We start from the raw sequence: 24780 nt of genomic DNA on the forward strand, positions 1-24780 counted from the left end.
TGGCAGTTTACCGGAGAAATGAGGATCAGGCCGTTTCTACGGTCGGAAAACTCTTAATCAGTTCATCCAGAGCCTTGAGCTGGCTGAGGAACTGCTCCAGTTTGTTCAGACGCAGGGCACAAGGGCCATCGCACTTGGCATGGTCCGGATCCGGGTGCGCCTCGAGGAACAACCCCGCCAGGCCCTGGCTGATGCCAGCCTTGGCCAGGTCGGTAACCTGGGCGCGGCGACCACCGGCCGAATCCGCACGGCCGCCCGGCATCTGCAGGGCGTGGGTGACGTCGAAGAACACCGGGTACTCGAACTGCTTCATGATACCGAAGCCGAGCATGTCGACCACCAGGTTGTTGTAGCCGAAGCTCGAACCACGCTCGCAGAGGATCAACTGGTCGTTGCCGGCTTCCACGCACTTGTTCAGGATGTGCTTCATTTCCTGGGGGGCGAGGAACTGGGCTTTCTTGATGTTGATCACCGCACCGGTCCTGGCCATGGCGACCACCAGGTCGGTCTGGCGCGACAGGAAGGCCGGCAACTGGATGATGTCGCAGACCTCGGCGGCCACGGCGGCCTGGGCAGGCTCGTGGACGTCGGTGATGATCGGCACGCCGAAGGCCTGCTTGATGTCCTGGAAGATCCGCATGCCCTCTTCCAGGCCGGGGCCACGGAAGGAGGTCACGGAGGAACGGTTGGCCTTGTCGAAGCTGGCCTTGAACACGTAGGGGATACCGAGTTTCTCGGTGACCCGCACGTACTCTTCGCAGACCTGCATCGCCATGTCACGGCTTTCCAGCACGTTCATGCCACCGAACAGCACCATCGGCTTGTCGTTGGCGATCTCGATGTCGCCGACGCGAATGATCTTCTGGGCCATCAGTCTCACGCCTTCTTCTGGTGTTGGGCCAGTGCCGCCTTGACGAAACCGCTGAACAGCGGATGACCGTCACGCGGGGTCGAGGTGAACTCGGGGTGGAACTGGCAGGCGACGAACCATGGATGATCCGGAGCCTCGACCACTTCCACCAGCGCGCCATCACCGGAACGACCGGAAATCTTCAGACCGGCTTCCATGATCTGCGGCAGCAGCTTGTTGTTCACTTCGTAGCGGTGGCGATGACGCTCGACGATCACGTCCTTGCCGTAGCAACCATGGACCTGGGAACCGGCTTCGAGCAGGCATTCCTGGGCGCCCAGGCGCATGGTGCCACCCAGATCGGAGGCTTCGGTACGGGTCTCGACGGCACCGGAGGCGTCTTCCCATTCGGTGATCAGGCCGACCACGGGGTGGCCGCTGCTGCGGTCGAACTCGGTGGAGTTGGCGTCCTTCCAGCCCAGCACGTTACGGGCGAACTCGATGACCGCCACCTGCATACCCAGGCAGATACCGAGGTAGGGAACCTTGTTCTCGCGAGCGTACTGGACGGCAGTGATCTTGCCCTCCACGCCGCGCAGGCCGAAGCCGCCAGGAACCAGGATCGCATCGACGCCTTCGAGCAGGCCGGTACCCTGGTTCTCGATATCCTCGGAATCGATGTAGCGCAGGTTGACCTTGGTGCGGTTGGTGATGCCGGCGTGACTCATCGCCTCGATCAGCGACTTGTAGGCGTCCAGCAGTTCCATGTACTTGCCGACCATGGCGATGGTGACTTCGTGCTCGGGGTTGAGCTTGGCATCGACGACCTTTTCCCATTCGGACAGGTCGGCACCGTTGCACTGCAGGCCGAAACGCTCGACGACGAAATCGTCCAGGCCCTGGGCGTGCAGCACGGCCGGGATCTTGTAGATGGTGTCGACGTCTTCCAGGGAGATCACCGCACGCTCTTCAACGTTGGTGAACAGGGCGATCTTGCGACGCGAGGAGACATCCACCGGATGGTCGGAGCGGCAGATCAGCACGTCAGGCTGCAGCCCGATGGAGCGCAGCTCCTTCACCGAGTGTTGGGTCGGCTTGGTCTTGGTCTCGCCAGCGGTGGCGATGTACGGAACCAGGGTCAGGTGCATCAGCATCGCGCGCTTGGAGCCGACCTCGACCCGCAACTGGCGGATGGCTTCGAGGAACGGTTGCGACTCGATGTCGCCCACGGTACCGCCGATTTCCACCAGGGCCACGTCGGCATCGCCGGCACCCTTGATGATGCGACGCTTGATTTCGTCGGTGATGTGCGGGATCACCTGGATGGTCGCACCCAGGTAGTCACCACGGCGCTCCTTGCGCAGGACGTGCTCGTACACGCGGCCGGTGGTGAAGTTGTTGTTCTGGGTCATGGTGGTGCGGATGAACCGCTCGTAGTGACCCAGGTCCAGGTCGGTCTCGGCGCCATCATGGGTGACGAACACTTCACCGTGCTGGAACGGGCTCATGGTGCCCGGATCGACGTTGATGTACGGATCCAGCTTGAGCATGGTGACTTTCAGCCCCCGCGCCTCCAGGATGGCCGCCAATGAAGCCGAGGCAATGCCTTTCCCCAATGAAGAAACAACACCGCCCGTGACGAATATATAGCGCGTCATGAAAAACCCTAGAAGTCTGCGTTAAAGCGGTCCGAGCCGCCCGGGAAAGCGAAGGAAGGCCGAAGCCCCCGATCACCAGCATTAATCACAGTGCATCTTTCAAAAAAACCGCCGCGTTGGGACAGACCGGAAGTGACAACACCGGTACGTTGCTCGCTACACATTTTTTGGAATCGCCCAGCAAAGACTGCTTGGTAATCGGCAACTGCTGTCATTCAGGCGAATCAACAGAAGTTGTATCAAGAAGGGAGCGTAGTCTACCGGAAAGCGGCTTTCAGCTCAAACCTTGATCGCTCGAAGGTGGCTGCCACTGCAAATGCCAGTCGCCGAACGCCCGCCCGTCGAGCCCGGCCAGGTTGGCCACGGCCAGCAACTGGCCGTCCCGGTAGACCAGTGGCAAGCGGCCACGGACGAACCAGGGCACCCCGCTTTCATTGAGCAGCCGCTTGAGATCGCGATGCCCGCGATCCGGCAGGTGCAGCACCTCGCCTCCCTGGCGATAGCGCACCTGCAACGGACCGGAGGGTGCCTCGCCGACGATCAGCAACTCGCCATTGTCCGGCAATTCCAGGCCACGCCGCGGGTCGCGCCAGTCGATATCCGCCCGCGGCTGGCGCAACCAGGAACCACTCAGCCACCACAGGTGCTCGTCGGCCCGGTGCAACTCGCCCTCGGCCAGGCGCCACTTGGGCCGGGCATCATGCCCGGCATCGCGCAGGTCCTCCCAGCCGGCCCAATGGTCGCTGTCCGGCAATTGCGTCAGCGGTTCCAGCCAGTGGCGCAACAGGTTGCGCTGGCGTGCCTCGGACAAGTCGGCGAGCGCATCCAGGGCCAGTGACGGCATGCCCAGCCAGTCATAGCGGGAATGGGCCTGGGCGTTGTCCAGGTCGATTTCGGCCAGGTCATCCAGCAACTCCTGGGCCTCGCGCAGATGGGCCGCGCTGCGCACCATGCTGCCGACCGCCTGCGGCCAGCGCTCGGCCAGCCCAGGAAACACCCGGTGACGCAGGTAATTGCGGGAGAACTGCTGGTCGGCGTTGGACGGGTCCTCGATCCAGTTCAGACCATGCTCGCGGGCATATTGCGCGAGCTCTGCGCGGGAAACATCGAGCAATGGCCGAACCAGATAGCCGCCACCCACTTCCCGCTCGCTCGGCATCGCCGCCAGGCCACGGACCCCTGCCCCCCGCAACAGGCGAAACAGCAACGTTTCGGCCTGATCGTCACGGTGCTGGGCGGTGAGCAGGACATCATTCAACTGAGTCACCCCGGCGAACGCCAGGTAGCGGGCATCCCGCGCGGCGCGCTCGAGACTGGCGCCCAGCTGGACGCTCACCCGCACTACCTGCAACGGCACGCCCAGCGAATCGCAGATGGCCTGGCAATGCTCGGGCCAGCTGTCGGCAGCGATCTGCAGGCCATGGTGGATATGCAGGGCCCGAAGCTCGGGCAGGGATTCGGTCTTGCCCAGGCGGGCCAGCAGGTGCAGGAGGACGGTGGAGTCGAGGCCACCGGAGAAGGCCAGGCGCCAAGTGGAGGCATTGCGCCAGGGTGCCAGGGCTTGAAGCACCCTGGAGGGCAAATCGATATCTGACTGACGCATGAATTGAGACGCCCTAGATCCTGTAGGAGCAGAGCTTGCTCGCGAAGGCGACTTCACCCATGAGGCGAACCCACTGGATGGCCGCCTGCGGCGGTTCGCGAGCAAGCTCGGCTCCTACCGTCATGCGCAGGAGCGAAGCAAGCCCGCTACCAAGGTAGCTCTACTTAGAGACCATAGCTCATCAGACGCTCATAGCGACGAGCCAGCAGCGTTTCGTTGTCGAGCTTCTTCAGCATCGCCAGTTGCGAACTCAGTTCTGCACGGATCAGTGCCGAAGCGGCCGCCGGATCACGGTGCGCGCCGCCCAGTGGCTCGGCGATGACCTTGTCGACGATGCCCAGGCCTTTCAGGCGCTCGGCGGTGATGCCCATGGCCTCGGCGGCATCCGCAGCCTTCTCGGCGGTTTTCCAGAGAATCGAGGCGCAACCTTCCGGCGAGATCACCGCATAGGTCGAGTACTGCAGCATGTTCAACTGGTCGCATACGCCAATCGCCAGTGCGCCGCCGGAACCACCCTCACCGATCACGGTGGCGATGATCGGGGTCTTCAGGCGCGACATGACGCGCAGGTTCCAGGCGATCGCCTCGCTCTGGTTGCGCTCTTCGGCGTCGATCCCCGGGTAGGCACCCGGTGTATCGATAAAGGTCAGGATCGGCATCTTGAAGCGTTCGGCCATTTCCATCAGACGGCAGGCCTTGCGATAGCCTTCCGGACGCGGCATACCGAAGTTGCGACGCACCTTCTCACGCACTTCGCGGCCTTTCTGGTGGCCGATGACCATTACCGGCTGGTCGTCCAGGCGGGCGATACCACCGACGATCGCAGCGTCGTCGGCAAAGTGGCGATCGCCGTGCAACTCATCGAACTCGGTGAAGATGTGTTCGATGTAGTCCAGGGTGTAAGGGCGACGCGGGTGACGCGCCAGACGAGCAATCTGCCAGCTGGTCAGTTTGCCGAAAATATCTTCTGTCAGCGTGCTGCTCTTTTCCTGCAGTCGGGAGATCTCATCGCCGATGTTCAGCGAGTTGTCATTACCGACCAAGCGCAGTTCTTCGATCTTGGCTTGCAGGTCAGCGATCGGCTGTTCGAAATCAAGAAAATTCGGGTTCATAAGCGTCCGTCTTGGGTCGAGCACAGTAGTTTTTACACAGCCTGGCCGGCCGATTGATCTGTATCGCGCCCTACATTACGGGATATGGCGCGTTCAGGTCGAGATTAAAAGTAAGTTCAAGGTCGGGGCGCACCGATGGCGCCACCACCTCAACGGTATTGGAGAAAGACGTTGTCTCGCCCTAACTGGTCACGCAATGCCTGAATCAGGCCATCCGCCGGGTCGATCTTCCAGCTGTCGCCCAGTTGCAACAGGGCCTTGGCGTCGGGACCGGTGTACTCCATGGTGATCGGGCAGGCGCCCCGGTACTGCTTGAGCAGGTCGCCCAGCCAGCGTAGCTCATTGACCTTGAGCGCAGCGCCCTGGACCTTCAGGCGCAGGCTCTCGGCCAGGTTGGTGCGGGCATCCTCCATGCTCATCACCCGCTTGACCCGCAGGCGCAGGCCGCCGGAGAAGTCGTCGTTGCTGACTTCACCTTCGACCACCACCATCGCATCGGTCTGCAACAGCGACTGGGCCGACATGAAGGCATCGGCGAACAGCGAGGCCTCGATCCGCGCAGAGCGGTCGTCGAGGGTGATGAAGCCCATCTTGTCGCCCTTCTTGTTCTTCATCACCCGCAGGGCAATGATCATCCCGGCCACGGTCTGGGTATCACGTGCCGGCTTGAGATCGATGATGCGCTGACGGGCGAAACGGCGGATCTCGCCTTCGTACTCGTCGATCGGGTGACCGGTCAGGTACAGGCCCAGGGTGTCCTTCTCGCCACGCAGACGATCCTTCAGGGTCAGTTCACGGGCGTTGCGATGGCTGGCGTAGACATCGGCGTCCTCCTCGACGAACAGCCCGCCGAACAGATCGGCATGGCCACTGTCGGCGGTGCGGGCAGTCTGCTCGGCGGCCTTGATCGCTTCCTCCAGGGCCGACAACAGCACCGCACGGTTGCGGTCGATGTTGGCCTGGTAGGCCTTGAGTTCGTCATGGAAGTACGGCCCCAGGCGATCCAGCGCACCGCTGCGGATCAGCGCGTCCAGGGTGCGCTTGTTGATGCGTTTGAGGTCGACCCGTTCGCAGAAGTCGAACAGGTCCTTGAATGGCCCGCCTTCGGCGCGGGCCTCGACGATGGCCTCCACCGGCCCCTCGCCCACGCCCTTGATCGCCCCCAGGCCATAGACGATACGGCCATCGTCGTTGACCGTGAACTTGAAGTCGGAGTTGTTCACATCCGGCGAATCGAGGCGCAGCTTCATGCTGCGCACTTCCTCGATCAGGATCACCACCTTGTCGGTGTTGTGCATATCCGCCGAGAGCACCGCCGCCATGAACGGCGCCGGATAGTGGGTCTTGAGCCAGGCGGTCTGGTAGGAAACCAGGCCGTAGGCGGCCGAATGAGACTTGTTGAAGCCGTAGCCGGCGAATTTTTCCACCAGGTCGAAGATGTTGCCCGCCAGGTCGGCATCGATGCCGTTGTTGGCGCAACCTTCGATGAAGCCGCCGCGCTGCTTGGCCATCTCCTCGGGCTTTTTCTTACCCATCGCCCGGCGCAGCATGTCCGCACCACCGAGGGTGTAGCCGGCCATCACCTGGGCGATCTGCATCACCTGTTCCTGATACAGGATGATGCCGTAGGTCGGCGCCAATACCGGCTGCAGCCCCTCGTACTGATAGTCGGGGTGCGGATAGGCCAGCTCGGCACGGCCGTGCTTGCGGTTGATGAAGTCGTCCACCATGCCCGATTGCAAAGGGCCCGGACGGAACAGGGCCACCAGTGCGATAAGGTCTTCCAGGCAGTCGGGCTTGAGCTTCTTGATCAGCTCCTTCATGCCGCGGGATTCGAGCTGGAACACCGCCGTGGTTTCGGCTTTCTGCAGCAGCTCGTAGGTCTTCTTGTCATCCAGCGGGATGAAGTCGATATTGACGTCGGGCAGGTTGTGCTTGGCCTGCTCGCGATTGATCGTCTCCATCGCCCACTTGATGATGGTCAGGGTGCGCAGACCCAGGAAGTCGAACTTCACCAGGCCCGCGGCCTCGACGTCGTCCTTGTCGAACTGGGTCACCAGGCCGCCACCCTCTTCGTCACAGGCGATCGGCGAGAAGTCGGTGAGCTTGGTCGGCGCGATCACCACGCCACCGGCGTGCTTGCCGGTACCGCGGGTGACACCTTCGAGCTTGAGGGCCATCTCCCAGATTTCCCGGCCATCCTCGTCGGTCTTGAGGAAGTCACGCAGAATCTCTTCCTGCTCGTAGGCCTTTTCCAGGGTCATGCCGACTTCGAAGGGAATCATCTTCGACAGGCGGTCGGCCAAGCCGTAGGACTTGCCCTGGACCCGCGCCACGTCCCGTACCACCGCCTTCGCGGCCATGGTACCGAAGGTGATGATCTGGCTCACCGCGTTGCGGCCGTAGGCCTCGGCCACGTAGTCGATCACCCGGTCGCGGCCGTCCATGCAGAAGTCGACGTCGAAGTCGGGCATGGAAATACGCTCAGGGTTGAGGAAACGCTCGAACAGCAGGTCGTAGGCCAGCGGATCGAGGTCGGTAATCTTCAGCACGTAGGCGACCAGCGAACCGGCACCCGAGCCCCGGCCAGGGCCCACCGGCACGCCGTTGTTCTTGGCCCACTTGATGAAGTCCATCACGATCAGGAAGTAGCCGGGGAAACCCATCTGGATGATGATGTCCAGTTCGAATTTCAGGCGATCCAGATAGACCTGGCGCTTTTCCTCGTAGTTGGGCGTGGTCTCCCTGGGCCAGAGCACCGCCAGGCGCTCTTCCAGGCCTTCGTGGGACACGTGGCGCAGGTAGTCGTCGATGCCCATGCCGTTGGGTGTCGGGAAGTCGGGGAGGAAGTACTTGCCCAACTGCACTGTGATATTGCAGCGCTTGGCAATCTCCACGGTGTTTTCCAGCGCCTCGGGCAGGTCGCTGAACAGCTCGGCCATTTCCTCGGCGCTCTTGAGGTACTGCTGGTCGCTGTAGTTGCGCGAACGCCGAGGGTCATCCAGGGCGCGACCTTCGCCGATGCACACGCGGGTCTCGTGGGCATCGAAATCGTCCTGTTTGATGAAACGCACATCGTTGGTCGCCACCAGCGGCGCACCGATCCTGTCGGCCAGGGCCACGGCGGCATGCAGGTGTTCCTCGTCATTGACGCGGTTGGTGCGCTGCACTTCCAGATAGAAACGATCCGGGAAGATCGCCATCCATTCCAGCGCCAGGGCTTCGGCGATCTCCGGGTTGCCGGCGATCAGGGCCATGCCGATCTCGCCTTCCTTGGCCGCCGACAGCATGATCACGCCTTCGGCGGCCTGTGCCACCCACTCGCGCTCGATGATGATCAGGCCGTTGCGCTGGCCATCGGTGTAGCCACGGGAGATCAGCTCGGTGAGGTTACGGTAGCCCACGGCATTCATCGCCAGCAGGCTGAGGCGGCTCAGCGGCGCTTCGGGATCCTTGTTCGACAACCACAGGTCGACCCCGCAGATCGGCTTGATCCCGCCGCCCATGGCAGCCTTGTAGAACTTGACCAGGGAACACATGTTGCTCTGGTCGGTCACCGCCACCGCGGGCATGCCCATGCCGTTCAGGGCCTTGACCAGCGGCTTGATCCGGACCAGGCCGTCGACCAGGGAGAACTCGGTGTGCAGGCGCAGATGAACGAATGAAGCCGACATAGTGATCCTGTCCAAATCTTTGAAAACAACAAGGCCCGGATTGTACCGGGCCTTGGCTAAAACATCAGTAGGCTAGCGCCCTTCGCGGGCCTCCCAGGCCAGCCGCACGGGCGCGAACGAACGCCGGTGGATCGGCGTCGGGCCCAGGCGGATCAGGGCATCCAGGTGCACCGGCGTCGGGTAGCCCTTGTGCCCGCCGATACCGTAGCCGGGATAGATTTTTTCGAAAGCACTCATTTCACGGTCGCGGCTGACCTTGGCCAGGATCGACGCGGCAGCAATCGCCGGCACCTTGCTATCACCCTTGACCACCGCCTCCGCCGGCATCGCCAGCCTAGGGCAACGGTTGCCGTCGATCATTGCCAGGCGGGGCTGGATATGCAGCCCCTCGACCGCCCGCTGCATGGCGAGCATGGTCGCGTGGAGGATATTCAGTTCGTCGATTTCCTCGACCTCGGCCCGGGCGATGCACCAACTCAAGGCCTTTTCCTGAATCTCGTCGAAGAGTTTTTCACGCCGGGCCTCGGTCAGCTTCTTCGAGTCATTCAACCCAAGGATCGGGCGACCCGGATCAAGGATCACCGCAGCCGTCACCACCGCACCGCAAAGCGGACCACGACCGACCTCATCGACACCGGCTACCAGCTCTCCGGCATCGGCCACCAGGGAAAAATCCAGTCCCATCTGCATCTTGGCATTACTCATACGGGTTTCTCGATCAACGCCAGCACCGCCTCGGCGGCCTGGTTCGAAGCATCCAGACGCAAGGTCCGGTGAATCTCGTCGAAACTGCGGGTCTGCTCCTCGCCACCCTCGATCAGCGGCGACAGGGTTTTCGCCAACGCCTCGGGCGTGGCGTCATCCTGCAGCAACTCGGGCACCAACAGGCGCTGGGCCAGCAGGTTGGGCAAGGAAATATAGGGGCTTTTCACCAGACGCTTGAGAATCCAGAAGGTCAACGACGCCAGGCGATAGGCAACCACCATCGGCCGCTTGTACAGCAGCGCCTCCAGGGTCGCGGTACCGGACGCGATCAACACCGCGTTACAAGCCGCCAGGGCCTTGTGGGACTGGCCGTCGAGCAGGGTCAACGGCAAGTCGCGTCCGACCAGCAACGCCTCGACCTGGGCACGCCGTTGCGGGCTGGCACAGGGCATGACAAAGCGGATACCGGGATCAGTGGCGCGCAAACGCTCGGCCGCATCGAGGAACAAGGCGCCAAGCCGTCCGACCTCACCGCCACGGCTGCCGGGCATCAGCGCCACCAGCGGGCCATCCGGCAAACCGAGCTCGGCACGGGCAGCCGCGCGATCGGCCTCCAACGGAATCGTATCGGCCAGGGGGTGGCCGACGAATCGTACCGGCACACCCTTCTCTTCATAGAAGCGCGCTTCGAACGGCAGCAGCGTCAGCATCAGGTCGCAGCCTTCGCGGATCTTCAGCACCCGCTTCTGACGCCAGGCCCAGACGGATGGACTGACATAGTGCACGGTTCTGATCCCGGCACGGCGCAGCTTGAGTTCGATATTGAGGGTGAAGTCGGGGGCATCGATACCGATGAACACATCCGGCTGCTCGGCGATCAGCGTCCGGATCAGCAGCTTGCGCCGCTTCAGCAGCTCCGGCAGGCGTCCGAGCACTTCGACCAGCCCCATCACCGACAGACGTTCCATGGGGAAATAGGAAACCAGCCCTTCAGCCTCCATCAATGGCCCACCCACCCCGATGAATTCGGCATCGGGATGACGGGCCTTGAGTGCACGCATGAGGCCGGAGCCGAGAATGTCGCCGGACGCTTCGCCGGCGACCAGCGCAATACGCAGACCGGCCATGGTCAGCGGGTGATGCCGCGGGTCGAGGACTGGATCGATTCGAGAAACACCGCCACTTCAGGATACTGAGCGGCAGGCTCGACCAGCTCGGCAATCGCCTGCTCCACGGTCAGGCCCTGGCGATAGACCACCTTGTAGGCACGGCGCAGCGCATGGATCGCCTCCTCGCTGAAACCACGACGGCGCATGCCCTCGAAGTTCATGCTGCGGGCCTCGGCCGGGTTGCCGAACACTGTGACATAGGCGGGAACGTCCTTGCCGATGGCGGTGCCCATCCCGGAAAAGCTGTGGGCACCGATATGGCAGAACTGGTGCACGAGGGTGTAGCCGGAAAGGATCGCCCAGTCGTCGACGTGCACATGCCCGGCCAACGCGGTGTTGTTGACCAGGATGCAATGGTTGCCGATCACGCTGTCATGGCCGATATGGGCATAGGCCATGATCAGGTTGTGGTCGCCCAGGGTGGTTTCCGAACGGTCCTGGACGGTGCCCCGATGAATCGTCACGCCTTCGCGGATGACGTTGTGGTCACCAATGACCAGGCGAGTCGCCTCGCCCTTGTATTTCAGATCCGGGGTATCTTCGCCTACCGAGGAAAACTGGTAGATGCGGTTGTGCTTGCCGATCCGGGTCGGGCCCTTGACGATCACATGCGGCCCGATCACTGTCCCCTCGCCGATTTCCACACCTGCGCCGATGATCGACCAGGGGCCGACCTCGACACCTTCGGCCAGAACGGCCGTCGGATCGATGATTGCACGAGGGTCAATCAGACTCATACTGCCCGTTCCGCACAGGTAATCTCGGCCGAGCAGACTGGCTTGCCATCAACCAGCGCGCGGCATTCGAACTTCCAGATCGTGCTCTTGCGGCTGGAGAACTTGGCTTCGAGAACCAGTTTGTCTCCCGGCACCACAGGCTGGCGGAAGCGCAGCTTGTCGGAACCGACGAAGTAGTACAGGGTGCCGTCGGCAGGCTTCGCTCCCAGCATCTTGAAACCCAGGATACCGGCAGCCTGAGCCATGGCTTCGATGATCAGCACGCCCGGCATGATCGGATGCGCCGGGAAGTGACCATTGAAGAACGGCTCGTTGATGCTGACATTCTTGTAGGCACGAATGCTCTTGGCCTCGAAATCCAGTTCCTCCACCCGGTCCACCAGCAGGAACGGGTAACGGTGAGGCAGATATTCGCGAATCTCGTTGATGTCCATCATTTCGTGGGGAAGCCTGTAGTAAAGATGGGGAGCACACCCCGGCAGGGTGAGCTCCTCTAGCAAATCAAGGAGGCAGTCTAACGACTACTTGATATGGAAATGGTATCAGCCTTCAGATGAAGCATGCGCGTCCGGGGTCACGTTCCCGACACGTTTTTCCAACTGCCGCAGCCGCCGCGACATGTCGTCGAGCTGACGAATGCGGGCCGCACTCTTGCGCCATTCGGCCGCTGGCTGCATTGCCGTGCCGGAAGAATAGGCACCTGGCTCGGTAATCGAGTGGGTCACCATGGTCATCCCGGTCAGGAACACGTTGTCGCAAATCTCGATATGCCCCACCAGCCCGACACCGCCGGCGAGCATGCAGTGCTTGCCGATCTTGGTGCTGCCGGAAATGCCGCAGCAGGCGGCCATGGCGGTGTGATCCCCCACTTGAACGTTATGGGCGATCTGGATCTGGTTATCGAGCTTGACGCCGTTGCCCAGGATCGTATCGGCCAATGCGCCACGGTCGATGGCGGTATTCACGCCGATCTCCACATCGTCGCCGACCAGCACACCGCCGATCTGGGCGATCTTGTTCCAGACACCCTTTTCATTGGCGAAACCGAAACCTTCGCCACCGAGCACGGCGCCCGACTGAATGACCACGCGCTTGCCGATGCGCACATCGTGATACAGGGTCACCCGCGGAGCCAGCCAGCCACCCTCGCCGATCTCGCAACGCGCACCGATGAAGCAGTGGGCGCCGATGGTGACGCCCGCGCCGATGCGCGCACCGCTCTCGATCACCACGAAGGCGGCAACGCTCGCCGTCGGGTCGACCGTTGCATCCTCGGCCACCACGGCGCTCGGGTGAATACCGGCAGCCGCCTTGGGTTTCGGATCGAACAGGTGCGAAATTCGCGCATAGGCCAGGTAGGGATCAGCCACCACCAGAGCATCGCCGGCATAGCCTTCGGCATCAGCGGCCTTGAGCAGAACCGCGCCAGCCCGGCTGTCCAGGAGGTACTTGCGGTATTGGGGGTTTGCCAGGAAGCTCAATTGAGCTGGGCCGGCCTCCTGCAAGGTGGCCAGCCCAGTGATTTCCTTCTCCTCGGAACCACGCAGGGTGGCACCGAGGATCTCGGCCAGCTGGCCGAGCTTGATAGTCGCAGTCATGGGTTACTTCAGCTGGTTCATGCGCTCGATGACTTGGCGAGTGATGTCGTACTGAGGTTTGACATCGATCACCGCGCCACGCTCGAACACCAGGTCGTAGGCACCTTTCTTGATGACTTCTTCCACGGCGCTGTCCAGCTTCGGCTTCAGTTGCTTGAGCATGTCGCGATCGGCAACGGCCTTGGCTTCGTTCAGTTCCTTGGACTGGAACTGGAAGTCACGGGCCTTTTGCTTGAACTCGAGCTCCAGACGCTCACGCTCGCCTTGCTGCATCTTGTCGCCACCGCTGACCAGACGATCCTGGATACCCTTGGCGCTGCTTTCCAGAGCCTTGAGCTTGGTCAGTTGCGGGCCGAATTTCTTCTCGGCATCCACGGCGTACTTCTTGGCCGCATCGGATTCCAGCAGGGCCATCTGATAGTTCAGCACGGCGATTTTCATTTCGGCAAAGGCCGGGGTCGCTACCAGAACGCTTGCCAGCAGCACCAGTTGGGTCAACTTACGCACGATAAACTCCTACAAAATCCATTGTCATTAGCTGGGGGCAGAACCTTAGAAGGTCTGACCGAGGGAGAACTGGAACACCTGAGTTTCGGCGTTGTCCGGCTTCTTCACGGGCATCGCCAGGGCAAAACTCAACGGACCCAGCGCTGTGACCCAGGTCACCCCAACACCCACGGAGCTGGCCAGGTTGCTGAAACTGATGTCGTTGCACTGCGTCTGCGACAGCGTGCCGTTGGTGTTCTTGACCTGTTCGCACTTGGAGTCGAACACGTTACCCACGTCCCAGAACAGCGAGGTCCGCAGGGAACGCTGGTCCTTGACGAACGGCAGCGGGAACAGCAACTCGGCACCACCCTGGATCAGCACGTTGCCACCGAACGGCAGCGGGTCGTTGTCCGAGTCGGCGATGGTACCCACGTTGCCGGTCACGCCCACGCCACGGCTCGGCGTACCGCGCGGACCGAGGGTGCTGTCCTTGAAGCCACGGACCGAGTTGAAACCACCAGCATAGTAGTTCTCGTAGAACGGCAGGCCATGGGTGGAGCCATAACCGTCGCCATACCCCAGCTCGCTATGGAAGCGCATGGTGTAGGTGTCGGTCAGAGGCGTAAACACCTGGCCACGATAGTCGAGCTTGAAGAACGACAGGTCGCTACCCGGCGTGGTGGTTTCCAGGGTCAGGCTCTGGGAGTGACCACGGGTTGCCAGTACGCCCTTGTTCAAGGTCGACTCGGACCAACCGGCCGATGCCTTGAAGTTCAGGTAGTTGCTGCCGTTCTCGTTGACGAAGTTGAAGATCTCGTCGACGGTGTACAGACCGGTCTTGATCTTGTCCTGCTGTGCGGTCAGGCCGAAGGTCAGACGGGAAGTCTCGCTGATCGGGTAGCCCACGCTCACACCGGCACCCAGGCTGTCCACCGCATAGCTCGCTACGTCGACGTCGAGGTCCTTGTAGTCGGTGGTGCGGTAGAACACGTTGTAGCCCAGGCTGACGCCATCGGCGGTCCAGTAGGGGTCAACGTAGCCGAAGTTGTAGCGGCTCTGGTATTCGCTGCGGGTCAGGCCGATGCTGACCTTGTTACCGGTACCGAGGAAGTTGTTCTGGGTGATCGAACCACCGAGGATCAGACCGGCGCTCTGGGCGAAACCGACGCTGGCGGTGATCGAACCGGAGGCCTGCTCTTCCACGGCGTAGTTCACATCGACCTGGTCATCGACACCCGGCACGGCTGGCGTCTCGACGTTGACTTCCTTGAAGAAGCCCAGACGCTCCAGACGGGTCTTGGACTGGTCGATCAGGTAGGTCGAAGCCCAGCCGCCTTCCATCTGGCGCATTTCCCGGCGCAGCACTTCGTCCTCGGACTTGGTGTTGCCACGGAAGTTGATACGGTTCACGTAGGCACGCTTGCCCGGGTCGACCACGAAGGTGATGTCGACGGTGTGGTCATCGTCGTGCGGCGTCGGTACACCGTTGACGTTGGCGAAGGTATAGCCGTCGTTACCCAGGCGGCGGGTGATCAGTTCGGAGGTGGTGGTCATCAGCTTGCGCGAGAACACCTGGCCCGGCTCGACCAGCAGCAGGGACTTGACCTGGTCCTCAGGCACCTTCAGGTCACCGCTGAGCTTGACGTCGCGGACCTTGTACTTCTGGCCTTCGGTGATGTTGACGGTGATATAGACGCTCTTCTTGTCCGGCGTGATCGACACCTGGGTCGAGGCGATATCCATGTTGATATAGCCGCGGTCCAGGTAATAGGAACGCAGGCGCTCCAGGTCACCGGAAAGTTTTTCACGGGCGTACTTGTCGTCGTTCTTGAAGAACGACAGCCAGTTGGTGGTCTTGAGTTCAAACAGGTCGGTCAGGTCGTCGTCCGGGAATACCGTGTTACCCACCACGTTGATGTGCTGGATCGCGGCAACGGTACCTTCGTTGATCTTGATCTTCAGGCCGACGCGGTTACGGGGTTGTGGCACCACTTCGGTCTCGACCTCGGCCGAGTAGCGGCCCTGGGCGACGTACTGACGCTGCAGTTCGTTACGCACGCCTTCGAGGGTGGCGCGCTGGAAGATCTCGCCTTCGGCCAGGCCGGACTGCTTCAGCCCCTTCATCAGGTCGTCAGTCGAAATTGCCTTGTTGCCTTCGATATCGATGCTGGCCACGGAAGGTCGCTCGACCACCGTGATGACCAGGACGTTACCGTCGCGCCCCAGCTGGATATCCTGGAAGAAACCGGTTTTGAACAGCGCACGGGTGGACTCCACCAGGCGACGGTCATCCGCTTGATCCCCGACGTTCAACGGCAACGCACCGAACACGCTACCGGCGGATACCCGCTGGAGGCCGTTGACACGGATATCGGAGATAGTGAAGGACTCGGCGTGAACTTCGGCGATCATCAATACGGTGAGAACCGCAGTTAGCAGCAGACGTTTCATGAAGTCCTTTCTTATTCCAACTGGCAATAAACAAACTGCCGCAAGATGCGGCAGATTCGCAATTTTAGCGACGCGTTACAGTCGACCCAGATCGTTGACCAGGGCAAGCAGCATGACCCCGACCACCAAACTGATACCGATCTGTACCCCCCAACCTTGTACTCGCTCCGACAAGGGGCGACCACGTGCCCACTCGATCAGATAAAACAGCAAATGTCCCCCATCCAGTACCGGGATGGGCAACAGATTCAGAACCCCCAGGCTGATGCTCAGATAAGCAAGGAAATTCAGGAAATCAGCGACGCCCGACTGGGCTGAAGCGCCCGCCACTTTAGCAATGGTTATCGGTCCGCTCAAGTTTTTTACCGAGAGCTCGCCGAACAGCATTTTCTTCAGGGAATCCAGGGTCAGGACACTCATGGTCCAGGTACGCCTGGCACCCTCGCCTATCGCCGCAACGGGCCCGTAGCTGACTTCGCGAAGCATCTGCGGCGGCCAATCCGCGGCCTTGACGCCCGCCCCCAGGTAACCGGTGGCGGCCTTGCCTTCACCGCGGGACGCCAGGGTTACGGGGAGGTCGATTTGAGCACCATCGCGCTCGACATGCAGCACAATTTTGGTATCAGGGCGTATACGCACCCAGTCCACCACCTGCTGCCAGTCATTGACCGCCTCGCCATCCAGCGACAGCAGACGGTCACCGGTCTTCAGGCCGGCGGCCTGGGCCGGACCTTTCGGGTCGAGTTCTGCCAGCAGCGGCGGCAGGGCCGGACGCCACGGGCGGATCCCCAGGGACTTGATCGGATCCGGCTCATCGGCGCCCTGCAGCCAGCGATCCAGCGCCAGCTCACGCGTAGAGTCGACATCCGAGCCCGCCTCGCGGACCTGCAACCGCAACGTACCGCTCTCACCCAGGCGACGCACGAGTTGCAGGTTGACGGCAGACCAGCCGGCGGTTGGCTCACCGTCGATCGAGACGATTTCCTGGCCTGCGGCCAGACCGGCCTTCGCGGCGATACTGCCGGCCTCGACAGCGCCGATGACCGGACGGACCTGCTGGCTGCCGAGCATCGCCAGCACCCAGAAGAAGCTGATAGCCAGGAGGAAGTTGGCAATCGGACCGGCGGCAACGATAGCGATGCGCTGACGTACCGTCTTGCGATTGAACGCCTGGTCCAGCTCGTGCGGCGCGACAGGCGCCTCGCGCTCGTCGAGCATCTTCACGTAGCCGCCCAGCGGAATGGCCGCCACGACGAACTCGGTTCCCTGGCGATCATGCCAGCGCAACAGCGGCGTACCGAAGCCCACGGAAAAACGCAGCACCTTGACGCCGCAACGGCGTGCCACCCAGAAGTGACCGAATTCATGGAAAGTGACCAGCACCCCCAATGCCACCAGGGTGCCGACGATCATATAGAGTGCGCTCATCTACTTTCTCCGCAATCCTATCAAGTGCCGCATCGCTCGGACGCCCAGCCAGCCTCAGCGTCGGTTGCGACTCAGCCACTGCTCGGTCAATGCCCGTGCCTTGGCGTCCGCTGCGAATACCGCGTCGAGTTCATCGACCGCGACAACAGGTTCCAGATTCAACACTTCTTCGATGATACTCGCGATCTCGGGGTAGCGGATGCGCCGTTCGAGAAATGCCGCGACCGCCACCTCGTTGGCCGCATTGAGCATCGCCGGCGCACTGCCGCCCGCCTCGGCAGCCGCCCGTGCCAGACGCAGGCAGGGGAAGCGCTGTTCGTCCGGGGCCTGGAAGTCCAGGCGTGCCACGGCAAACAGATCCAGCAGCGCCACACCGGAATCAATACGCTCAGGCCAGGCCAGTGCATTGGCGATCGGCGTACGCATATCGGGATTGCCCAACTGGGCAAGCACCGAACCATCGATGTAATCGACCAGGGAATGAATCACACTCTGCGGATGAATCACCACCTCGACCTGATCCGGCCGCGCATCGAACAGCCAGCAGGCTTCGATCAACTCCAGGCCCTTGTTCATCATGCTGGCCGAGTCGACCGAAATCTTGCGCCCCATGGACCAGTTGGGGTGGGCACAGGCCTGATCGGGCGTGACATGCTCAAGATCGGCCAGAGGCGCCTGCCGAAACGGCCCGCCGGAGGCGGTCAGCAGAATCCGACGCACCCCTACCGCGCCAAGACCACGGGCGAAATCCCCTGGCAGGCACTGGAAGATCGCATTGTGCTCGCTGTCGATCGGCAACAGCACCGAACCGCTCTTGCGCACCGCCTGCATGAACAGCGCACCGGTCATCACCAGTGCTTCCTTGTTCGCCAGCAGGATCTTCTTGCCGACCTCGACCGCCGCCAGGGTCGGACGCAGGCCTGCGGCCCCCACGATCGCCGCCATCACGGTGTCGACCTCGGGATGCGAAGCGACCTCGCACAATCCCTGCTCGCCAACCAGAACCTCCGTCGACAGGCCGGCAGCGCGAAGCTCGTCCTGCAGGCGGCGGCCAGCGAGCGCATCAGGCACCACCGCAAAACGCGGACGATGGCGAACACACAGGGCCAGCAGCTCGGTGAGGCGAGTGAAACCGCTCAAGGCGAACGCCTGGTAACGCTCCGGATGCCGGGCAATCACATCCAGCGTGCTCAAGCCGATGGAGCCGGTGGCTCCCAGCACGGTAACCTGTTGTGGACGGCTCACGATGCAGCGATCCACAGCAGCACAGCGAACATCGGGATGGCGGCGGTCAGACTGTCGATACGGTCGAGCACACCACCGTGCCCTGGCAGCAGGTTGCTGCTGTCCTTGACTCCCGATTGACGCTTGAACATGCTTTCGGTCAGGTCACCGACCACCGATACGAAAACGATGATCGCCGCGCCCATCAGGCTCGCGATGATCTGACCCAGGCCCCAGCCGGAAACCAGGCCGAATACCGCGGTGATCGCCAGGCTCAGCGACAGGCCGCCATAGACGCCCTCCCAGCTCTTGCCGGGACTCACCGCCGGCGCCAACTTGCGCTTGCCGAAGGCCTTGCCGGAGAAATAGGCGCCGATATCGGCGCCCCAGACCAGAATCATCACCGCCATGATCAGCCAGTTGCCTCGGCCCGACGCATGCTGCTTGATCTCGATCAGCCCCTGCCAGGCCGGCAGCAGGATCAGGAAACCGATCACCAGCTTGCTCGCCGCGCTCGACCAGCGTGCACTGGACTGCGGGTAGGTCAGCACCAGATAGGTCGCCAGCCCCCACCACAACACTGAAGCACCCAGCACCCAGGGCGCCAGGTTCGGCAGGATGTACATGAAGAACAGCAGGACCGCGACCAGCGCGGCATACGCCACCCGGGCCGGCTGCGCGTCAAAACCTGCCAACCGCGCCCACTCCCAGGCCCCGAGCGTCACGACCACGCCGATGAACAGCGCGAAACCGGAGCCCGAAAGCAGGAAGAAACCGCACAGGGCGATAGGAAGCAGGACAAGTGCGGTGATGATGCGTTGCTTGAGCATTAAACCCGGGCTCCAGCTTCGACCTGCTCGCTCGTCTTACCGAAACGACGCTGGCGGGAAGCGAAATCAGCCAGCGCGTTGCGCATGGCATCGTGTTTGAAGTCCGGCCAGAACAGGTCGGAGAAATACAGCTCGGCATACGCCAACTGCCACAGCAGGAAGTTGCTGATCCGATGTTCGCCACCGGTGCGGATGCACAGGTCCGGCAACGGCAGGTCGCCGGTGGCCAGGCAGGTCTGCAGCAGATCCGGGGTGATATCGTCCGGGCGCAGATGCCCGGCCTGCACCTCACGGGCAAGACGCTGGGCAGCCTGGGCGATATCCCACTGCCCGCCGTAGTTGGCGGCAATCTGCAGAATGAAACGATTGCTGCCCGCCGTCGCAGCTTCCGCCTCGCGCATCGCCGCCTGGAGTTCAGGGTGGAAGCGCGAGCGGTCGCCGATGATCCGCAGGCTGATGTTGTTGTCATCAAGGCGCTTGGCTTCGCGCCGCAACGCCTTGAAGAACAGGTCCATCAAGGCGCTGACTTCGTCGGCGGGGCGCTGCCAGTTCTCACTGGAGAAGGCGAACAGGGTCAGCACCTCGACCTTGGCCTCGGCACACACCTCGATCACCGCCCGCACCGCATCGACACCGGCCTTGTGACCGGCGACGCCAGGCAAGAAACGTTTCTTGGCCCAGCGATTGTTGCCATCCATGATGATCGCCACGTGGCGCGGCACCGAGGACAGCACAGCCTGCTTGGTCTTTTCCATTGAAGGTGTCCTGACCCTTATACGGCCATCAGGTCCTTTTCTTTTTCTTCGGTGGCCTTGGCGATCTGGGCTTCGAATTCCTTGATCAGCTTGTCGATTTCAGCGCCGGCGCGGCGTTCTTCGTCTTCGCTGATTTCCTTGTCCTTGGCCAGCTTCTTCAGGTCACCCAGCACATCACGACGGATATTGCGCACCGCAACCCGTGCGTCTTCCGCGGCGGCACGCGCCTGCTTGGTGAAGCCCTTGCGGGTTTCCTCGGTCAGTGGCGCCATCTTGATCAGCAGCAACTCGCCCAGGTTGGTCGGGTTGAGGTTCAGGCCGGCACTGCCGATGGCCTTGTCGATGGCACCGAGCATGTTGCGCTCGAACGGCACGACCTGCAGGGTCTGGTTGTCTTTCACCGTTACGTTGGCAACACCGCTCAAAGGCGTGTCGGTACCGTAGTAGGGGACCATCACGCTACCCAGGATGCTTGGGTGGGCCTTGCCGGTACGGATTTGGCCAAATGCGTGGGCCAGAGACTCCAGGGACTTCTGCATGCGCACCTGAGCGTCTTTCTTGAGTTCGTTGATCATTGTACGCCTTCCTCGACCAGGGTTCCTTCAGCGCCGCCATGTACGATGTTCAGCAGGGCGCCGGGCTTGTTCATGTTAAATACGCGCAACGGCATCTTGTGATCGCGGCACAGGCAGATAGCGGTCAGATCCATGACACCCAGCTTGCGATCCAGCACCTCGTCATAGGTCAGATGATCGAACTTCTCGGCATGCGGGTCCTTGAACGGATCTGCGGTATAGACGCCATCGACCTTGGTTGCCTTGAGCACCACGTCGGCATCGATTTCGATCGCCCGCAGGCAGGCTGCCGAATCCGTAGTGAAGAACGGATTACCGGTACCGGCCGCGAAAATCACCACTTCCTTGGAGTTGAGGTGGCGCATGGCCTTGCGGCGATCGTAGTGATCGGTCACACCGACCATGGAAATGGCCGACATCACGATGGCTGAGATATTCGCACGTTCCAGCGCATCGCGCATCGCCAACGCGTTCATCACGGTCGCGAGCATGCCCATGTGGTCACCGGTGACGCGATCCATGCCGGCAGCGCTCAGTGCGGAACCGCGGAACAGGTTGCCACCGCCGATCACCAGACCGACCTGCACACCGATACCGACCAGTTGACCGACTTCCAGCGCCATGCGATCCAGGACCTTCGGATCGATCCCGAACTCTTCCGAGCCCATCAGGGCCTCGCCGCTAAGCTTGAGTAGAATGCGTTTATAGCGAGCTTGATAACCACTGCCCTGCTGAGCCATTGCGAATCTCTCCTGCGGCGTTATAAAAATTCTTGCGAGCTGTTTTGCAGCCTGCTAACTCTAGCTTGGCGCTGCTACAGCGCCATCAGAACACAGCTTTGTAAGCCGGTTCCGACGAGAGAAAGAGAAAACCTTCCTCCCATTTGAAAAGAGGCTGCGCGCGTAAGCGGGCAGCCTCTTTGGGGCGACAGACGGGTCTGTCTTACTGCTTGGCGGCAGCTACCTGGGCAGCAACTTCTTCAGCGAAGTTGTCAACCGGCTTCTCGATGCCTTCGCCGACCTTGAAGTAGGTGAAGGAAACGATTTCAGCACCGGCTTTCTTGGCCAGTTCGCCAACCTTGACTTCCGGGTTCATGACGAAAGCCTGCTCGACCAGCGAGGCCTCGGCCAGGAACTTCGAGATACGACCCTTGATCATGTTCTCGACGATGTTTTCCGGCTTGCCGGCGATCTTGTCGGCGTTCAGTTGCAGGAAGACACCCTTTTCGCGCTCGATGGCCTCGGCCGATACTTCCGACGGCAGCAGGAACTCAGGGTTCGAAGCGGCAACGTGCATGGCGATGTTCTTGGCCAGCTCGACGTCACCACCTTTCAGAACGACGGTTGCACCAATCTTGTTGCCGTGCAGGTAGGCACCGACAACGTCACCTTCAACGCGCGCCAGGCGACGGATGTTGACGTTCTCGCCACACTTGGCAACCAGGGCCTCACGAGCGGCTTCACGCGAAGCGATCAGCGGAGCGGCGTCGGTCAGCTTCTGGGCGAAGGCTTCTTCCAGGCTTTCGCTGACGAAAGTCTTGAAGTCGTCCTGCAGGGCCAGGAAGTCGGTCTGCGAGTTCACTTCCAGCAGGACGGCGGCCTTGCCGTCGGTCTTGACGGCGATAGCGCCTTCAGCAGCGACGTTGCCAGCCTTCTTGGCGGCCTTGATGGCGCCCGAGGCACGCATGTCGTCAATGGCTTTCTCGATGTCGCCGCCGGCCTTTTCCAGGGCCTTCTTGCAATCCATCATGCCTTCGCCGGTACGCTCGCGCAGTTCTTTGACCAGCGCCGCAGTAATTGCTGCCATTTCAAAATTCCTCTTGGATAGGTTATCAACCATTCCACCCGATCGAACGGGCGTTCAATTCTTCCCGAATCACCCTTGTTAGCAGCTGCACATTACAGACGCTGTAGCGGCGCGCAGACAAATGGTTTTCGAGGTGGCAAAAAGGGGGCCAAGCCCCCTTTTTGCTTACTGAGTCAACGCCAGGGCGTCAATTACTCAGCTGCAGCCTGAGTTTCTTCAACGAAGACTTCAGTGCCGCCAGCAACGTTGTTGCGGCCACGGATAACGGCGTCAGCCATCGAACCCATGTACAGCTGGATGGCGCGGATGGCGTCATCGTTGCCTGGGATGATGTAGTCAACGCCTTCCGGGCTGCTGTTGGTATCGACTACGCCGATGACCGGGATGCCCAGCTTGTTGGCTTCGGTGATCGCGATGCGCTCGTGATCAACGTCGATGACGAACAGTGCGTCAGGCAGACCGCCCATGTCCTTGATACCGCCCAGCGAACGATCCAGCTTTTCCAGATCGCGAGTGCGCATCAGCGCCTCTTTCTTGGTCAGCTTGGCGAAGGTACCGTCTTCGGCTTGCACTTCGAGGTCGCGCAGACGCTTGATGGAAGCACGGATGGTCTTGAAGTTGGTCAGCATGCCGCCCAACCAGCGGTGATCGACGTACGGCGAACCGCAACGTACTGCTTCTTCAGCGACGATCTTGCCAGCGGAACGCTTGGTGCCGACGAACAGAATCTTGTTTTTGCCCTGAGCCAGACGCTCTACGAACGCCAGAGCGTCGTTGAACATAGGCAGGGTTTTTTCAAGGTTGATGATGTGAATCTTGTTGCGCGCACCGAAAATGTACTTGCCCATTTTCGGGTTCCAGTAACGGGTTTGGTGACCGAAGTGCACACCGGCCTTCAGCATATCGCGCATGTTGACTTGGGACATGATAGTTCCTTGATAAGTCGGGTTTGGCCTCCACGTATCCCAATGACCAACCGATCGGCAGCAAGGCCGAAGGCACCCAGGTCATCGTGTCGACACGTGTGTGGATTTAGGCTTTTCGGGGCTATCCCCGGAAAGCGGCGCATTTTATATCACAAGGCCGCTGAAAACGGAACCCGGATTCGCATATCCCGCCTGCAGCTTTTGCGCCACCCTTGGATTCGCGCCAGAATGCCCCATCCTTGTGAAGAGAAGCGATGCCCGGACGTCATGATTTGCTCCGTCCGTCTGTTAGAATCGCATTTTTCAGGGTTCCGGAAGGCAATACTCCGTTAACGGATGTTGCCGCCGTCGACCTTTTTCCGTGTTTACCTGCGCCTGAGCGCATAGAGAGCCCGTATGACCGTCACCCTCAAGACTCCCGAGGACATCGCAAAAATGCGCATCGCCGGGAAACTGGCCGCCGATGTACTGGAAATGATCGGTGAGCACGTCAAGCCCGGCGTCACCACCGAGGAGCTGGACCGCATCTGCCACGACTATATCGTCAACGTGCAGCAGGCCATCCCCGCCCCCCTCAACTACAAGGGCTTCCCCAAGTCGATCTGCACCTCGATCAACCATGTGGTCTGCCACGGCATCCCCAGCGACAAGCCGCTCAAGGATGGCGACACCCTGAACATCGACGTCACGGTGATCAAGGACGGCTACCACGGCGACACCAGCAAGATGTTCCACGTCGGCACCGTGCCGGTCTGGGCCGAGCGCCTGTCCCAGGTGACCCAGGAGTGCATGTACAAGGCGATCGAGATCGTCAGGCCCGGCTGCCGCCTGGGCGATATCGGCGAGATCATCCAGAAGCATGCGGAAAAGAACGGTTTCTCGGTGGTTCGCGAGTTCTGCGGCCACGGCATCGGCAAGGTATTCCACGAAGAGCCCCAGATCCTGCACTACGGCCGTGCCGGCACCGGCATGGAACTGAAGGCCGGCATGACCTTCACCATCGAACCGATGATCAACCAGGGCAAGGCCGACACCAAGGTGCTGGGCGACGGCTGGACCGCGATCACCAAGGACCGCAAGCTCTCGGCACAATGGGAACACACCCTGCTGGTCACCGAAACCGGCTACGAGATCTTCACCCTGCGCAGCGACGATACCATCCCGCGCACCTCTGCCTGATCCATTAAAGG

The 24780-nt window shown here is 61.5% G+C and carries 21 protein-coding genes; 1 reads left to right on the forward strand and 20 read right to left on the reverse strand.

Annotation, left to right across the window (positions count from 1 at the left end; genetic code table 11):
• Positions 1-25 precede the first annotated feature (25 nt).
• From kdsA to rpsB, 20 genes are all read right to left on the reverse strand, one after another.
• A complete protein-coding gene (gene kdsA / locus ACM62G_RS05625) occupies positions 26-871 on the reverse strand; it encodes a 3-deoxy-8-phosphooctulonate synthase (protein ID WP_273819438.1) in 846 nt (281 codons plus the stop codon).
• 5 nt (positions 872-876) lie between these two features.
• A complete protein-coding gene (locus ACM62G_RS05630; protein ID WP_054058431.1) occupies positions 877-2508 on the reverse strand; it encodes a CTP synthase in 1632 nt (543 codons plus the stop codon).
• Between the two features lie 274 nt (positions 2509-2782).
• Complete coding sequence (gene tilS / locus ACM62G_RS05635) at positions 2783-4111, reverse strand: tRNA lysidine(34) synthetase TilS (RefSeq protein WP_419736827.1); 1329 nt, start codon at positions 4109-4111, stop codon at positions 2783-2785.
• A 164-nt stretch (positions 4112-4275) separates the two neighbouring features.
• A complete protein-coding gene (locus ACM62G_RS05640; protein ID WP_054058433.1) occupies positions 4276-5223 on the reverse strand; it encodes an acetyl-CoA carboxylase carboxyltransferase subunit alpha in 948 nt (315 codons plus the stop codon).
• A 149-nt stretch (positions 5224-5372) separates the two neighbouring features.
• Positions 5373-8897, reverse strand: a complete 3525-nt coding sequence (gene dnaE / locus ACM62G_RS05645) for a DNA polymerase III subunit alpha (protein ID WP_273819436.1) — start codon at positions 8895-8897, stop codon at positions 5373-5375.
• Between the two features lie 72 nt (positions 8898-8969).
• The gene (gene rnhB, locus ACM62G_RS05650; protein WP_054058481.1) at positions 8970-9587 is read right to left on the reverse strand and encodes a ribonuclease HII; all 618 of its coding nucleotides are present in this window, start codon (positions 9585-9587) and stop codon (positions 8970-8972) included.
• A gap of 11 nt (positions 9588-9598) precedes the next feature.
• A complete protein-coding gene (gene lpxB / locus ACM62G_RS05655; RefSeq protein WP_419736828.1) occupies positions 9599-10729 on the reverse strand; it encodes a lipid-A-disaccharide synthase in 1131 nt (376 codons plus the stop codon).
• A 2-nt stretch (positions 10730-10731) separates the two neighbouring features.
• Positions 10732-11508 (reverse strand): acyl-ACP--UDP-N-acetylglucosamine O-acyltransferase, encoded by a 777-nt coding sequence (gene lpxA, locus ACM62G_RS05660; protein WP_273819434.1) that lies wholly within the window; start codon positions 11506-11508, stop codon positions 10732-10734.
• Entirely contained in the window at positions 11505-11945 is a 441-nt protein-coding gene (fabZ, locus tag ACM62G_RS05665; protein WP_017906265.1) for a 3-hydroxyacyl-ACP dehydratase FabZ, read from the reverse strand. The genes lpxA and fabZ overlap by 4 nt, the downstream gene beginning before the upstream one ends.
• 105 nt (positions 11946-12050) lie before the next feature.
• A complete protein-coding gene (gene lpxD, locus ACM62G_RS05670) occupies positions 12051-13106 on the reverse strand; it encodes a UDP-3-O-(3-hydroxymyristoyl)glucosamine N-acyltransferase (protein ID WP_273819433.1) in 1056 nt (351 codons plus the stop codon).
• A gap of 3 nt (positions 13107-13109) precedes the next feature.
• Positions 13110-13613, reverse strand: coding sequence for an OmpH family outer membrane protein (locus ACM62G_RS05675; RefSeq protein WP_017906267.1), 504 nt, complete (start codon positions 13611-13613; stop codon positions 13110-13112).
• A 45-nt stretch (positions 13614-13658) separates the two neighbouring features.
• Positions 13659-16046 carry an outer membrane protein assembly factor BamA gene (bamA, locus tag ACM62G_RS05680; protein WP_054058438.1) on the reverse strand — a complete coding sequence of 796 codons (2388 nt, stop codon included), beginning with the start codon at positions 16044-16046 and terminating at the stop codon, positions 13659-13661.
• A 75-nt stretch (positions 16047-16121) separates the two neighbouring features.
• The gene (rseP, locus tag ACM62G_RS05685) at positions 16122-17474 is read right to left on the reverse strand and encodes a sigma E protease regulator RseP (RefSeq protein ID WP_054058439.1); all 1353 of its coding nucleotides are present in this window, start codon (positions 17472-17474) and stop codon (positions 16122-16124) included.
• A 54-nt stretch (positions 17475-17528) separates the two neighbouring features.
• Complete coding sequence (ispC, locus tag ACM62G_RS05690; RefSeq protein ID WP_419736829.1) at positions 17529-18719, reverse strand: 1-deoxy-D-xylulose-5-phosphate reductoisomerase; 1191 nt, start codon at positions 18717-18719, stop codon at positions 17529-17531.
• Positions 18716-19528, reverse strand: a complete 813-nt coding sequence (locus tag ACM62G_RS05695; RefSeq protein WP_054061833.1) for a phosphatidate cytidylyltransferase — start codon at positions 19526-19528, stop codon at positions 18716-18718. Before ACM62G_RS05695 ends, ispC begins: the two co-directional genes overlap by 4 nt.
• On the reverse strand, positions 19528-20283 hold the full coding sequence (gene uppS / locus ACM62G_RS05700) for a polyprenyl diphosphate synthase (protein WP_054058442.1): 756 nt from the start codon (positions 20281-20283) through the stop codon (positions 19528-19530). Before uppS ends, ACM62G_RS05695 begins: the two co-directional genes overlap by 1 nt.
• 17 nt (positions 20284-20300) lie before the next feature.
• Complete coding sequence (gene frr, locus ACM62G_RS05705; RefSeq protein ID WP_054058443.1) at positions 20301-20858, reverse strand: ribosome recycling factor; 558 nt, start codon at positions 20856-20858, stop codon at positions 20301-20303.
• Complete coding sequence (gene pyrH / locus ACM62G_RS05710) at positions 20855-21598, reverse strand: UMP kinase (protein WP_017906274.1); 744 nt, start codon at positions 21596-21598, stop codon at positions 20855-20857. Before pyrH ends, frr begins: the two co-directional genes overlap by 4 nt.
• A 202-nt stretch (positions 21599-21800) precedes the next feature.
• The gene (gene tsf / locus ACM62G_RS05715; protein WP_054058444.1) at positions 21801-22664 is read right to left on the reverse strand and encodes a translation elongation factor Ts; all 864 of its coding nucleotides are present in this window, start codon (positions 22662-22664) and stop codon (positions 21801-21803) included.
• Positions 22665-22855: 191 nt separating this feature from the next.
• Entirely contained in the window at positions 22856-23590 is a 735-nt protein-coding gene (gene rpsB, locus ACM62G_RS05720; protein ID WP_017906276.1) for a 30S ribosomal protein S2, read from the reverse strand.
• Between the two features lie 396 nt (positions 23591-23986).
• Here rpsB and map point away from each other — a divergent pair, with 396 nt between their 5' ends.
• Positions 23987-24769 carry a type I methionyl aminopeptidase gene (map, locus tag ACM62G_RS05725; RefSeq protein WP_054058445.1) on the forward strand — a complete coding sequence of 261 codons (783 nt, stop codon included), beginning with the start codon at positions 23987-23989 and terminating at the stop codon, positions 24767-24769.
• Positions 24770-24780 lie beyond the last annotated feature (11 nt).

Origin of the sequence: Pseudomonas sp. COR18, from assembly GCF_048568395.1 — a bacterium.
Taxonomy (GTDB): domain Bacteria; phylum Pseudomonadota; class Gammaproteobacteria; order Pseudomonadales; family Pseudomonadaceae; genus Aquipseudomonas; species Aquipseudomonas fuscovaginae_B.

Coding starts and splice junctions, on each gene's coding strand:
- kdsA (WP_273819438.1), bottom strand. CDS start 871: ATGGCCCAGAAGATCATTCGCGTCGGCGACATCGAGATCGCCAACGAC.
- ACM62G_RS05630 (WP_054058431.1), bottom strand. CDS start 2,508: ATGACGCGCTATATATTCGTCACGGGCGGTGTTGTTTCTTCATTGGGG.
- tilS (WP_419736827.1), bottom strand. CDS start 4,111: ATGCGTCAGTCAGATATCGATTTGCCCTCCAGGGTGCTTCAAGCCCTG.
- ACM62G_RS05640 (WP_054058433.1), bottom strand. CDS start 5,223: ATGAACCCGAATTTTCTTGATTTCGAACAGCCGATCGCTGACCTGCAA.
- dnaE (WP_273819436.1), bottom strand. CDS start 8,897: ATGTCGGCTTCATTCGTTCATCTGCGCCTGCACACCGAGTTCTCCCTG.
- rnhB (WP_054058481.1), bottom strand. CDS start 9,587: ATGCAGATGGGACTGGATTTTTCCCTGGTGGCCGATGCCGGAGAGCTG.
- lpxB (WP_419736828.1), bottom strand. CDS start 10,729: ATGGCCGGTCTGCGTATTGCGCTGGTCGCCGGCGAAGCGTCCGGCGAC.
- lpxA (WP_273819434.1), bottom strand. CDS start 11,508: ATGAGTCTGATTGACCCTCGTGCAATCATCGATCCGACGGCCGTTCTG.
- fabZ (WP_017906265.1), bottom strand. CDS start 11,945: ATGATGGACATCAACGAGATTCGCGAATATCTGCCTCACCGTTACCCG.
- lpxD (WP_273819433.1), bottom strand. CDS start 13,106: ATGACTGCGACTATCAAGCTCGGCCAGCTGGCCGAGATCCTCGGTGCC.
- bamA (WP_054058438.1), bottom strand. CDS start 16,046: ATGAAACGTCTGCTGCTAACTGCGGTTCTCACCGTATTGATGATCGCC.
- rseP (WP_054058439.1), bottom strand. CDS start 17,474: ATGAGCGCACTCTATATGATCGTCGGCACCCTGGTGGCATTGGGGGTG.
- ACM62G_RS05695 (WP_054061833.1), bottom strand. CDS start 19,528: ATGCTCAAGCAACGCATCATCACCGCACTTGTCCTGCTTCCTATCGCC.
- uppS (WP_054058442.1), bottom strand. CDS start 20,283: ATGGAAAAGACCAAGCAGGCTGTGCTGTCCTCGGTGCCGCGCCACGTG.
- frr (WP_054058443.1), bottom strand. CDS start 20,858: ATGATCAACGAACTCAAGAAAGACGCTCAGGTGCGCATGCAGAAGTCC.
- pyrH (WP_017906274.1), bottom strand. CDS start 21,598: ATGGCTCAGCAGGGCAGTGGTTATCAAGCTCGCTATAAACGCATTCTA.
- tsf (WP_054058444.1), bottom strand. CDS start 22,664: ATGGCAGCAATTACTGCGGCGCTGGTCAAAGAACTGCGCGAGCGTACC.
- rpsB (WP_017906276.1), bottom strand. CDS start 23,590: ATGTCCCAAGTCAACATGCGCGATATGCTGAAGGCCGGTGTGCACTTC.
- map (WP_054058445.1), top strand. CDS start 23,987: ATGACCGTCACCCTCAAGACTCCCGAGGACATCGCAAAAATGCGCATC.